The organism is Lactobacillus delbrueckii subsp. bulgaricus (genome assembly GCF_046938665.1).
In the GTDB taxonomy this organism is placed as follows: Bacteria; Bacillota; Bacilli; order Lactobacillales; family Lactobacillaceae; genus Lactobacillus; species Lactobacillus delbrueckii_C.
Map to the genome: position 1 here is coordinate 45,508 of NZ_JBKZCD010000009.1, position 12,240 is coordinate 57,747.

Consider the following 12,240-nt stretch of genomic DNA (forward strand, 5'->3'; position numbering starts at 1 on the left):
TTGGCTCGGCGACATGCTAATTATCAATCTTGTTACTATTATAGTAATTACTATTTGGGTACTAGATCAGTCATATAGCTTTTTTCTTTCAGGGGAAGAAACTTTTGAAGAAGCTACTAATAATTTTTGGAAAACTGAGATTATTTTTGTTGGTATTGCACTAATCGTAGTCAACAGTTGTGCGGCAGTTCGAGCGGTTATTAGAAAGCACACTAAAAAATAAACAAAAGAGATATACATTCTATAGGAAAGTATATCTCTTTTACTTATGCAATAATGCGTATTTTTGACAAAAAAGTAGGAATGTTTTGTAAATTAGATGGTACGCCATCTAGGAACTTAAAAGAGACTCACTTTAAAATTAAAAAGAGAGGAGAGATGTAACATGTGGTTGTTGGTCGCATTAGATGATCGTGCATTAAAGTATGACGAAGCGTACAAAATCCATTATGTCGATGGTCAGCCAGCGGCTGAGTATTACTTTGATGAGAAGACGGCCCAGGCCTTGGAAGACGATGGATTTTTGACCGAGATGTGGGATAAGTTCGATGCCATGTTTGACTGGGGGGATTTTGATTTCTTTGAGCCTGACAAGTGCGTGAAATTTCGGGAATGGTTGCTTGACCGGATGAAGCGGCCAATGAACGATACGGTCCGTCCAGTGTACGAGAAGATGCTGGAATTTGCTAATCTGGCGATTAAGTGCAATACCGGCATTGCCTTTGACTTTTAGGAGGCGCTATTGAAGAAGTCATATTCTTTGCTTACGATACATTTAGACCGGTTGCCGATGCCGGCTAAACCACTTCGCTTAGTGGCCAGTGAAACCGTGTCTGATGTTTTAGAGTTAGGGGCTGTATACTGTCTGTTTGATTATCCGCTTTGTCGAAGGAAACTTTCTGCTTCGAAAATGTTGCAGACAGAAAGTTTGCTGAAACTGAGGAATTTGGTTGAAGTTCAGCCAGAATGTACAAGTTTAATTGTTGAGCTGGATCTTAACTGTTATTCAGAGATCATGAATTTGCTCTTTCTCAAACGTTGCGTCCAAGCTATACAGTACTTAAAGACAGAATTTCCTACCTTAACAGTTTTGCTGGCTTGTCCTCACGAGGACATGAAAATGTGGTCTGATGTAATGGAACAGTTACTCTCGAAGTCATGACTTTTAGTTTTCTGTCTAAAAACTTGTGTAAATAGCTGAGAACGAAAAAGCTCTGACTGCTTTAGTAGCAATCAGAGCTTTGTTTGTTTCTAAAATTAATTCGTGATCCGGCTTACTTCACGTTGGCAGCCTTGATGTAACGGCCAACGTTGATCCGGTAGTAAGTCTTCTTACCGATCTTTCGCTTGCCGCCGTAAGTGAAGACCTGCTTGCCCTTCTTCAAGGTCGCAACTGACTTCACCCGCTTGCCCTTGCTGTTGTAAGTCCAAGCATTGTGAACCAGCTTGCGGGCAGTACCATCGACATTGTTAGCCTTGATGTATTGGTTGTCGCCAATCTTGTAGTAGTTGCTCTTGCCGATCTTAACAATCCCGCCGATCACGTAAACGTAAGTGTACGCGCTCTTGTAAGCACCGGTTCTCTTACCAGCGGAAGTGTAGACGTAAGACTTAGACATGATCTTCTTCTTAGTCTTGCTTACAGGTGCTTGACTGGCTGGCGTCTTAGATGAACTGGAGCTTGATGAAGAACTGGATGATGAGCTTGAGCTAATTGACAGTGGCAGCACTGAGATGTTCCCGTCAACGTTCAGACCCTTCCAGTTTTCAGTGAACTGCCAGATGATGACCCCGTTCATTGACGGGAAGTATGAAAAGTCTGGCGCGTCGATCCGGCCTGAGCTGGTGTAGTAGGCTACCCACAGTGAGTTAGGGTAGGCTGCCGTAACCGTGCTCGTGTTGATCGCGTTGTTCAAAAGGTAAGAACCAGAGTAGAGCAATGGCTGGTAGCCAGCTGCCTTAACCTTCTTCATGAAGGCCATGATGGCGCTGGTGTTGGCGCTTCTACTCCCGCTGGTTGAGTTGCCGCTGCTGGTTTCCCAGTCGATAGCCAGGTATGAGCCTGCTGGCAGCTTGACAGCCTTGGCGCTGGCGATAGCGTAGTCCGCTTCACTCTTCGCTCTAGATGAGCTGGAACCGAAGTTGGCGAAGTGGTAGGCCATTGGCAAAAGCTTGTTGGCCTTGGCGCTGGCTACTTGTGCCTTGGCGTTTGGATTCCGGTAGCTGGTGCCTTCGCTGACCTTGACAATGACGAACTGGGCGCCCGCCTTGCTGTACTTGGTCGTGCTGGTTGGCTGGTAGCTTGACACGTCGACCCCATAAGAACGGCTGCTGGCGCTGGTCGTGCTGGCCTGTGCCAGGCCGGCGAAGCTCATGCTCACAGCTGCCGTCAATGTGGAGACTAATGCAAGCAGTTTAAGGTGTTTAAACTTCATGTATCTGGTACTCCCATTAAAAAAGTGTGTGATTGAAAATGATCAAAATAAGTGGTTTATTTTGCAACAATTCTCATTATATAACTGTAATGTTACAAAACCTTGACACAGCCTTTTCTAATTCTTAAATAATATTACAGTTTTTAGCACTGAAAAGGCTTCCCTTTAAGCAGATCGTTTGAGCTTGCTTGCCGACTTATGTAAAATACCCTTTGTCGTTGTCATTGAACCAGTAATATAGATAAGGAAGCGAATAGGAAATGCAGATTAGAAAAGCAGAGTTGAAAGATTTTGACCAAGTGATGGCGATCCTGCAGGACGGACGCAACCAGCTGGCAGAAAGCGGGATTGACCAGTGGCAAGGAGACTATCCGAATCCAGACCATGTCCGTCAAGACATCGAAAACGGCTACGCTTACCTGGCCAAGGCCGACGATGGGGAAACCGTCGGGACCTTGACTATCATTCCAGCGCCGGACCATGCTTACGACCAATTGGACGGCCACTGGCAAGTTGACACGAATGACTACGTTACCATCCACCGGGTGGCTATCCACTCCGACCATACCGGCCACGGCTATGCTTCACAGCTCTACCAGGCAGTGATCAACTACTTTACCAGCGGCTTCAATGACATCAAGTCCGTCAGAGTCGACACTCATGAGGACAACCTGCCTATGCAACACTTGATCGAAAAGAGCGGCTTTAAGCGGGTGGGCACCCTGCATGGGGTCTACCGGGAAAATGAGACCAGCTACGTTTACGAACTTCTGACTGCTTAAATTATACTTACTAAGTAATAAGCAAGTCATATAAGCGAACGGTTTAAAAATAATAGCTGTTTTGAAATTCGTAAGGAAAAGGTCATAATTTCATCACAACTATCTTGTATATTAGATTCGTAGCTTGAGGTTGTGGAGAGCCGCAAGTTGCAACATCCAAATTTCTTTTATTTTTCTTTCCTCAATGTAACATTGCATTGAATTTTATACATACACAACACATTCCTAACCAAAGTCAGTTGTTCTTCTAAGCAACTGGCTTTTCTTGTGCTCTGAAAATGAAAATACCCGTGTTATACTAGTTATTACCAGATTAGAAAAAAGTTTGGCAATAATTACTTTCATATTTTTTAAGCAAGCATATAATAGAGCTACTGAGCAATAAGGAGGGGCCAAAAGTGAAATCAGTCTTGATCAGTCAAGATCTATCCTGTGTTGGTCAAGTCTCGCTGGCGGTCGCCTTGCCCGTGTTAGGGGCCAGCGGCCTGCAGACCGCGGCTTTGCCAACGGCAATTTTGTCAACACATACGGGCGGGTTCGGGGAGAACACCTTCCTGGACCTGTCGGCTAGTCTGCCAGATATTTGGGCGCACTGGGACAAGGAAAATATCTCCTTTGACGCCATCTATTTGGGCTACCTGGGCCAGGCGGCCAGCCGGGTCTGGGAGAAGGGGCTGGAAGAATACAGCCGGCAGGGGAAACTCATCCTGCTGGACCCGGCTATGGCTGATCACGGCCGTCTCTACCGCGGCTTTGATGACAGCTATGTTGTCCAGATGCAGCGCTTGGCCCGGCAGGCAACGATTTTGACGCCCAACTTGACCGAAGCCCTGCTGCTCTTGAATGAGCCGGTGGACTTTACTGAGATTGACAGCCACCGGGCCTGCGTGATCACCCAGCGCCTGGCCCAGAAGTTTGCCCTGTCCCAGGTAGTTTTGACCGGGGTGCCCCTGGCCGACAACCGGATCGGGGTTTACGGGCTCAGCCGGGGCGGCCGGGTTTGGGAAAGGACCCAGGACCGGATTCCGCACAGCTATTTTGGCACGGGGGACCTTTTTGCCAGCAGCCTCTTGGCCGGCCTGCTTCACGGGCTGGACTTGCAGCAGGCGGCTGGCGTGGCCGGGGACTTCGTGGCCAAGGCAATCCTGGCGACTGATTTGGACCAGGACCAGCGCTTTGGCCCTAATTACGCGGCGGCCCTGCCTTGGCTCTTGCAGCAGTTGCAAAATTAGTGCATTGATCATCTATTTTTAGGAGGGGAAGAAAAATGCGCGATGAACAGAATTCTTTAAGAGCAGTCGTGATGACCGGCTTGTTCGCGGCCATGATTTACATCGGCATCTGGGTCCTGCGGATCCCGCTGCCGGCAGTCGTGGGCCGGCCTTTCATCCACTTCGGCAATACCTTGACGGCCGTGGCCATTCTCTACTTGGGCTTCCGCAACGGGGCCCTGGCGGGGATCATCGGCCTGGGCGGCTTTGACATTCTCAACGGCTACGCGGCTACCAGCTGGCTGACCATGCTGGAAGTCGTAGTCGTGGCTGCCGTTTTGTCCGCTGTCTACAGGGGCATGAAGTATAACGACAGCAAGAAGAACATCATTATTTTGGCGGTCATCGCCGGGGTAACCAAGATTTTTACCTCTTACGCGACGACGGTCGTAGAGGCCTTGATGGCCGGGACGGCATTGCAGCCCGCCCTGGTAGCGGCCTTCCTGAGCCTGCTGGCCACGGTGATCAACTCCTGTTCAACCGCGGTCTGCACGCCGATCCTCTACTTTGCCTTGAAAGATATTACCGTCCGCGTCATGAAGCGGGCACACTAAAAGGCTTCCCGGCTGGGAAGCCTTTTTAATTGCCAAAAAGCTGGTCGGCGATTTTAGCCGGTAGGGGATCGGGCAGAACCAGGTCCAGGCCGACCGCGCTCTTGCCCTTGAGGCTGACCTCGCGGACAGTAGCGGGATCGATTTTTGCCGAGCCCAGATAGTAAAACTTCGGGCCGTAGGCATCTGCCCGCTTGACGAAGACCGGAATCCGGGTGACCTGGTGGCCAGATTCCGTCCTCCGCAAGAGCTGCTGGACTTCCGGGGAAGACAGGTGGCGGGGAGTTCTGGTATACCAGGCCAGGCGCTGGCCGCGGGCTTGGTTGTCATAGCGGGCATTTCTTTGCTCCTGGTCAGTCTTTTTGTAGGTGATAAAAACCGGGCAGACATTGCCACTCAGCCGGTAGCCATACATGGGCCGGCTGACGTCTAGCGGCCAGTTGAGCAAGCGGCAGACCTCCTTGCGGTCGTAAGCCGCGTAGAGGGTGAAGTCTTGCGCCGGGTCTTTTTCTTTGGTGAGGAAGAGGCCGGTTTCAACCGCGTCTTTAAACAGGCGGAGGAAGTCCGGACTGGCTTGGACAAGCTTGGAGTTTAAGAACCAGCAGCCGCCTTTTAAGCTGGCGACGGGTTCGCCGCCGTACTTGGCCTTTTGGGTAGTTGATCCGCTTTTGACATCATAGAAGTCCAAGGAGAGGATGGCAGCCAGGGATTCTTCCAAGGCGGCCGAGTCGTAGGCCCCGTAATTTTTCAGCAGAGCTTGGAAGTCGTTTTGGCTGATTTTGTCTTTTTGCAAAAGGGCCTGCAAGAGCAAAAGTTCATGCGGCCGCTGGCCTGGGGCCAGTTCCTTAGTAACGAAGGAGAGGACTTGGCTTTCGTAAGAAGACAGCTGGCAGGGCTGGCCCATTTTTGCCAGAAAGGCCCCGTAGTGGGGCAGGGACTTGTTGTCCAGCCAGAGGCGGGGTGAGACCTGGCCTTTTTTGGCGAAATCCAGCAAAAGGGGCGGGCGGCCCAGCTGCTGGGCCAAGTCACCGTAGGCTTCCCGCAGCTGCTTGAGTGAGTCCAGCTTGACCTTGTCCAGGGAGGCCAGGATCTCCTGGCTGGCGATCCGGCTGAAGTTGATGGTGGACAGGCCGGCAAAGCTGACGGTTTGCAACTGGTACTTCAGCTGGTCACGGGAGAGCTTTTTCCCGGCTAAGGCCAGGGGGATCAGGTAGTTGTTCTGGTAGTTGCCGATGAAGTCCAGGACGGTGACGAAGTCCTGGCCGGGGTAGAGGCGCAAGCCCCGGCCCAGCTGCTGGATAAAGACCGTGGCTGACTGGGTGGCCCGGAGCATGACGATCTGGTTGAGGGCGGGAATGTCCACGCCTTCGTTGAAAAGGTCGACCGTCACCAAGTAGTGGAGGCGGCCGTTTTCCAGATCCTTGACCGCCTGCCGGCGGACGGCTGGGGAATCCTGGTTGGTCAAGGCCTGGGCCGGTTGGCCCTGTTGAGTAAAAGATTCTGCCAATTGCCGGGCCTCTTCCTGCCGGCTGCAGAAGACCAGGCCGCAGGGGCGGGGACCGCTGCAGCCGTAATAATCCAGTTCTTTAAGGAGGTAGCTGACCCGCTTTTTCGCGCCCAGCCAGCGGAGGTCGCTGAAGTCATCAGAAGTCTGGCCGTCAATTTCATAGTCGCGGATACCGATATAGTGGAAGGGCGTGAGCATTTTGCTTTCCAGGGCATCGGCCAGGCGGATCTCGTAGGCTAAATTGTAGTCAAAGAGGGCAAAAATATCCTGCTGGTCCATCCGCTCCGGCGTGGCTGTCAGACCCAGGCAAAAGGCCGGGCTGAAGTGGCTGAGGACTTTTTGATAGCTGGGCGCGGCAGACCGGTGGGCTTCGTCAATCAAGATGTAGTCATAAAAATCAGTTGCCTGGCTGGCCAGGAACTGGTCCTGGGAAACGGTCTGGATGGTCGCGAAGGTGTAGCGGGCCTGCTGGTGGCTGGTCCCGGTCAAAAGGGCGAAGTCACTGCCCTTGCCGCCGATGACCTTTTTGAAAGTCTCCAGGGCTTTGCGGGCGATCTCTTCCCGGTGGACCAGGTAGAGGAAGCGGCGGGGGGCAAAGTATTTGACCGCCAAAGCCGCCAGGTAGGTCTTCCCTGTCCCGGTAGCGGAAACGACCAGGGCCCGGCGGGCGCCGCTTTTGACTAAGGCTTGGAGATTTTCCAGGGCGGCGGCCTGCATCTGGTTGGAAACGATCTTTTCTTGTTTCACGTGTAACACAGGCTTGGCTGGCGGCTGCCAGCTTTTCTCATAGTCGGCCAGCCAGGTGGCAGTCAATGGCTGGCTTTTGCCCGTCAAGTCCGCTAAAGCCGCGGCTAGTTGCTGGGTCAAGGCTGAATCGGTTTGGGAATCGACCTTGAGGCACCATTCCTGGTTAGCCAGGAGGGCGGACCGGGTGAAGTTGGCGCTGCCGATGACGGCGGTCTGCCAGTCCCCGTGATCAAAAAGATAGCCCTTGGCATGGAAGGGGCCGTCCGCGATCCGGACGGTAAGATTGGAAATTTTTAAGAGCTCGGCGAAAACTCGGGGCTGGTTGAAGGCCAGGTAGGTCCCGGTGATGATAGTCCCGCGGACTCCGCTGGCTTGCAGGTCTTCCATAACCAGCTTGAAAGGAGGCAGCATGTCGGCGGTAATGAAGGCCACGGCCCAGGTAAAGGACTGGCAGGTCAGCAGCTGCCGGCGCAGGGTCTGCCAGATGTTTTCTTGCTGATTGCTGACGAGCCGGGGTGGGCTCAAGGGGGAAAGTTCCATGGAATCGACCTCACTGGGAAAAAGATTTTTAACCATCATAACACAAGGGAGCTGCGGGGAAGATAGGAAAAGAACTATGTTACATGTGAAACAATCAGCGCTATAATAATGATGAAAATAATAAAAGCTTTTTTGCAGAGGAGAGAACAATGAAAGCAAAGGAAATCCGGGCCCTGGCCCGGGAAAACTTGAAGCAGATCCCGAAGAAGGTCTACATGCCGATGGGCCTGCTTCTGGTTGTGGCAAATATCATACCGAATGTCGTTGACCAGGCCACTGACTCCAAGTCCGGGGCCGGAGCCGACATCATCTTTTTCCTGTTGGAAATCGCGGCCGCGCTTTTGTCAGCCAACGGATATATCTTTTTTGACCGCTGGCGGAACAAAGTCCAAAAGGGCGCAGAAGAGCCAAATACTTGGTGTGGCTTGACTGGTCAGCACCTGGTCCGGCTGCTCATCTATGGCGTGATTGAAGCATTGATTATCGGGACCGTGACTGTGGCAATCGCGGCCGCGGTAGTCGGGTCAGCTGTTCCACAAGTGCCGGTGGCGGTAAGCATCATTCTTTTGATCTTGCTGGTAGTTTTGCTGGTCTGGATCGAGTTGCGCTTAACCTATGTCGTCTACGTGATCGATGATGACGTGCGGACCGGCAGTAAGCGGTCAGTCTGGGCAGAAATCGGGGCTGGCTGGAAGCTGACTAAGGGCCGGGCTTGGAAGCTGCTTTGCTTGAACCTGTCTTTTTTAGGTTGGTATATTCTGACTGCTTTTACCCTGGGAATTTTGGGGATCTGGCTGATGCCATACTACAATTTGACAATCGCCGAAACTTATGAGCTGAGCAAGGAAGATAAATATTAGGATTATTAGTATTGACTCAAAGACGCGCGATAGCGCGTCTTTTTTTACGGGCGGGGAAGAATAGCTTATAATTTTTATATAGAAAGGACGTGAGGCAGATGGCACAAGCCTTATATATCAGCGAGGTTCACATGGACCTGAACGAATACACCAGGATGGCCATGAAGGTGACGGAAAAGAGCCGGCGGCGGATCATCATGATCGCGGAAGCAATCTGGATCGTGGCCGGAGCGGTGGCTTTTGCCTTGAAGCAGTATGACTTCACGGTCATGTTTGCTCTGGTGATTGCTTTTTATCCAGCAGCAATCGTCTACCTCTACAAGCGGCGGCTGAAGAAGATTTACGCAGGCATGCCGGCGACCAAGGATGACTACGTGCGCTACGAGTTTTACTCGGACCATTTCCTGGTTTTGACCAACCGGGGGGACGGGGAATACCGCTATGACCAGATCACCCGCTATATTGAAACTGACGAGGAAATCATCCTGATGCCGGCCCCGGACCAGGGCACCCTGCTTTTGAAGAAAAACTGCAGCCAGGAACTAATCAAGTTTTTACAAGAGAAATGCCAGCGATAGTTTCACGTGGAACACAGTGAAAGTGGCAAATTGCCGGAAAAGCTGTTAAGATTAAGAAAACAGGCTTTTTATAAAGGAGCTGGTAAAAAATGAAATTTTCCCATAAATTGAGTGACGCGGTCCACCTACTGGCCTACATCGAGATTTTTCCCGATGATGACCTGTCCAGCCGGGCAATCGCGCGCAGCATCGTGACCAATCCCAGCATGGTGCGGAGTCTGATGATGGACCTGCGCAAGGCAGGGCTTTTGAAGACCAAGCAGGGGAGTGCTGAGCCGGAACTGGCCAAGAAGCCGGAAGAGATCAGCCTCTACGATATCTTCGCGGCAGTCGACATGGATCACCACTTGCTGCACGTCGATGAAGACACGGAGCAAAAGTGCCCGGTTGGCGGCAACATTCAAGGGCCGCTGGCCAAAGCCTACGCGGAAGTAGAAGAGGCGGCTTTTGCCAAGATGCGGGAGATCAGCCTGCAGGAAATTGTCGACCAGATAAAAGAAGAAGGGCAGCTTGCCTAATTACGTCAGCGAAAGCTGGCGTTTTTTTATGGAAATGGGTGTTGACTTTAAAAATACACGTGCTAGAATAAGTGTAGATTTAAAAATAACAAGCAAACGAAATAGAAAAAAGAGAAAAAGAAACTAACGGAGGCAATTATGAAGTACGCTATTTCAGCGGCTACTGGCAACTTCGGCCAGACCGCGGTCAAGAATTTGGTTGATGCAGTTGGGGCAGAAAATGTAGTGGCGATCGTCCGCAACGAAGAAAAGGGGAAGCAGCTTTTGCCAGCCGGAATTGAAATCCGCCAGGCAGACTACGGCGATGAAGCAGCTGTAGAAAAGGCCCTGGCCGGCGTGGACAAGTTGCTCTTTATTTCCTCTCAGCCAGGCGGGGCAGTAACTAGAGCTGACCAGCACAAGAATGTGGTTGAAGCTGCTAAGAATGCCGGCGTTGGCTACGTGGCTTACACCAGTTTCCCGAAGGCCAGTGAAAGCGAAAACTGGCTGGCAGCTGATCACAAGCTGACGGAAAAGCTGCTCAAGGAGAGCGGCCTCAAGCACTCCTTCCTGCGCAACAACTGGTACCTGGAAAACGAAATGACTTTCCTGGCTCCAGGTCCGGCCAACCGGATCTACTGGGCTAACAACTTTGCCGGCTGGGCACTGGAAAGTGAATATGCCGCGGCAGCGGTTAAGGTTTTGACCAGTGATGATCCAAAGGAAGTTTACGAATTTGCCGGCCCGAAGCGGAGCTACCAGGACCTGGCAGCGGCCTTGAACGCGGCAACTGGTGAAGAAGCAGCAGCCAAGCAGGTCAGCCAGGACGAATACGTGCAGGTCTTGGAAGGCCTGGGCTTGGATCATGATACGGCGGCAATGTACGCTGCCTTCCAGCAGCCAATTGATGATGGTTCATTGACGGAAGAAAGCAGTGACCTGGAAGAAGTTCTGGGCGGCTTGACTCCGCTGGACCAGGCAATTAAGGAACTTTTGGCAAAGTAGCTTTGGCAGATACTTTTTTCTAAAAAAGCAGGTATAATGTAGGAAAAGTTACTTGTTTTTGAAAAAAGGAGCAAAACAATGCCATTTGTACATATTGAACTCTTGGCTGGCCGGACGCCAGAACAACTGGAAAAGATGATGAAGGACGTGACCCGGGTGATCTCAGAAGACACTGGCGCGCCACAGGAACACATCTCCGTGATTATTAATGAACTTGGCAAGCAGCAGCTGGCTCAAGGCGGCGAATGGAGAGAACCACAAGCCTAAAGATTTGGACTCACCCAAGGCGGGTGGGTCTTTTTTTCGGGAAAATAACAGGTGGGAAATAATGTGCAAAGTGAATCAAAAGGGAAGGAGGGCTAGAGAAGCAAAGGATGAGGGGCCTTTCTTAAAAGAAAAAATATTAGCAAAATTAGTATAAGGATTAGCTAAACTTGGTATAAGTTTTATGATAAGATAATAGGTGAAAAGTGAGTAGAAAACAGCGACTGAGGCGAAAGCGGAAGATAAAACGCAACAACACAGCACTAGAAAGCCAGCACTGACAAGGAAGGGTCAGGGCTGGCTTTTGTTTTCGGAAAGAAAAGGGGGCTGGCTGCTGCTGCGCTGCCGATTTTTCATTACGACTAAATCGTAATAAAGTCGAAATCGCGCCAGACCAGGCTTTGAGCGCTGCCGGCTGCAAAAAAAGTTTCTGACACAGATAATGTGTCTCGAACGGAGGTAGTAAAAATGATTACCAGTATCAAACTTTTGGAAGCCAACCAGATCCTGGCCCAGGTCTTGGACAGCGAGCGGGGCAGTGAGATCAACGTCAAGAAGTTCTGCAAGCTGGCTGCCTGCTCACGGCCAACCTTTTACGCCCACTATGGCAGCATGCGGCAACTTAGTGCGGAATTACTATTAAAGAAGCTGGACCAGCACTTGTACTTTGCCACCGGTGATTATGGCAATGGCCTTAAGAGGCTATTGACCTATATGGAAAAAGACCGCTGTTTCATTTTGAACCTGCTGGCCTTGATTGATGCAGAGAAGGGAAAAGTCAAGGGCAAGGAGTTTGCGGCCCGTTTTCCGCGGAAAGTAGAATGGCTGCTGCGGAAGAAGACGGTTTGCTACGTCGATGCCCATTCCTTAAGTGGCGATTATTCGATTAAAACCTTGAATAATGCTGCTCACATTATCTACGCGATCTTGTACGAGTGGCTGGCTGAGGGCCTGCAGCTAAGCGCGCGGGATGTTTATGACCGCTGCCAATTGGCGATTGAGATCGTCGAGGAGCAAACAAGTAAGAAAGCGCTTTTGTAATTCAAAAAGAAAAAAGTAAAAAACTTTTAGAAAAATGTCAGTTAAAAATCCATCTTTTCCGAACAAAGAAAGCAGGAATAAAGTGAAAATGACTACTAGTCTTGATATTCCCGAACGAGATCAGGCCCCGCCTTATCACAACTCTACCGGGTGTTCAGAATG

Annotated in this window: 12 protein-coding genes and 1 pseudogene; 11 read left to right on the forward strand and 2 right to left on the reverse strand. The window is 50.9% G+C overall.

The features are described 5' to 3' along the window. The first annotated feature begins 385 nt into the window (after positions 1-385). Both ACLUXO_RS05845 and ACLUXO_RS05850 read left to right on the forward strand, forming a co-directional pair. Positions 386-733, forward strand: coding sequence for a hypothetical protein (locus ACLUXO_RS05845; RefSeq protein ID WP_412136719.1), 348 nt, complete (start codon positions 386-388; stop codon positions 731-733). A 9-nt stretch (positions 734-742) separates the two neighbouring features. Continuing rightward, complete coding sequence (locus ACLUXO_RS05850; protein ID WP_206989591.1) at positions 743-1,162, forward strand: hypothetical protein; 420 nt, start codon at positions 743-745, stop codon at positions 1,160-1,162. A 112-nt stretch (positions 1,163-1,274) separates the two neighbouring features. On the opposite strand, the gene ACLUXO_RS05855 is transcribed toward ACLUXO_RS05850, so the two are convergent. Next, positions 1,275-2,435 (reverse strand): SLAP domain-containing protein, encoded by a 1,161-nt coding sequence (locus ACLUXO_RS05855; protein WP_412136720.1) that lies wholly within the window; start codon positions 2,433-2,435, stop codon positions 1,275-1,277. Between the two features lie 260 nt (positions 2,436-2,695). On the opposite strand from ACLUXO_RS05855, the gene ACLUXO_RS05860 reads away from it, so the two are divergent. The 3 genes from ACLUXO_RS05860 to ACLUXO_RS05870 all read left to right on the forward strand — a co-directional run bounded on the left by ACLUXO_RS05860 (position 2,696) and on the right by ACLUXO_RS05870 (position 5,042). Further along, on the forward strand, positions 2,696-3,217 hold the full coding sequence (locus ACLUXO_RS05860; protein WP_270449309.1) for a GNAT family N-acetyltransferase: 522 nt from the start codon (positions 2,696-2,698) through the stop codon (positions 3,215-3,217). A 398-nt stretch (positions 3,218-3,615) separates the two neighbouring features. Next, entirely contained in the window at positions 3,616-4,449 is an 834-nt protein-coding gene (locus ACLUXO_RS05865) for a pyridoxamine kinase (protein ID WP_412136721.1), read from the forward strand. A gap of 35 nt (positions 4,450-4,484) precedes the next feature. Then, a complete protein-coding gene (locus ACLUXO_RS05870) occupies positions 4,485-5,042 on the forward strand; it encodes an ECF transporter S component (protein ID WP_412136722.1) in 558 nt (185 codons plus the stop codon). Positions 5,043-5,067: 25 nt separating this feature from the next. Here the strand turns inward: ACLUXO_RS05870 and ACLUXO_RS05875 are convergent, their stop codons facing one another. After that, positions 5,068-7,833, reverse strand: a complete 2,766-nt coding sequence (locus ACLUXO_RS05875) for a DEAD/DEAH box helicase (protein WP_412136723.1) — start codon at positions 7,831-7,833, stop codon at positions 5,068-5,070. Positions 7,834-7,982: 149 nt separating this feature from the next. On the opposite strand from ACLUXO_RS05875, the gene ACLUXO_RS05880 reads away from it, so the two are divergent. The 6 genes and pseudogenes from ACLUXO_RS05880 to ACLUXO_RS05905 all read left to right on the forward strand — a co-directional run bounded on the left by ACLUXO_RS05880 (position 7,983) and on the right by ACLUXO_RS05905 (position 12,078). Beyond that, positions 7,983-8,693, forward strand: a complete 711-nt coding sequence (locus ACLUXO_RS05880) for a DUF975 family protein (protein ID WP_412136724.1) — start codon at positions 7,983-7,985, stop codon at positions 8,691-8,693. Between the two features lie 98 nt (positions 8,694-8,791). Beyond that, positions 8,792-9,271 carry a YcxB family protein gene (locus tag ACLUXO_RS05885; protein ID WP_412136725.1) on the forward strand — a complete coding sequence of 160 codons (480 nt, stop codon included), beginning with the start codon at positions 8,792-8,794 and terminating at the stop codon, positions 9,269-9,271. A gap of 89 nt (positions 9,272-9,360) precedes the next feature. Next, entirely contained in the window at positions 9,361-9,789 is a 429-nt protein-coding gene (locus tag ACLUXO_RS05890) for an Rrf2 family transcriptional regulator (protein ID WP_270449300.1), read from the forward strand. Positions 9,790-9,927: 138 nt separating this feature from the next. Next, complete coding sequence (locus tag ACLUXO_RS05895) at positions 9,928-10,773, forward strand: NAD(P)H-binding protein (RefSeq protein WP_412136726.1); 846 nt, start codon at positions 9,928-9,930, stop codon at positions 10,771-10,773. A gap of 75 nt (positions 10,774-10,848) precedes the next feature. Beyond that, positions 10,849-11,040: pseudogene (locus tag ACLUXO_RS05900) on the forward strand (2-hydroxymuconate tautomerase); the annotation flags it as partial. Between the two features lie 465 nt (positions 11,041-11,505). After that, positions 11,506-12,078 (forward strand): hypothetical protein, encoded by a 573-nt coding sequence (locus ACLUXO_RS05905; protein ID WP_412136727.1) that lies wholly within the window; start codon positions 11,506-11,508, stop codon positions 12,076-12,078. The last annotated feature ends 162 nt before the right edge of the window (positions 12,079-12,240 follow it).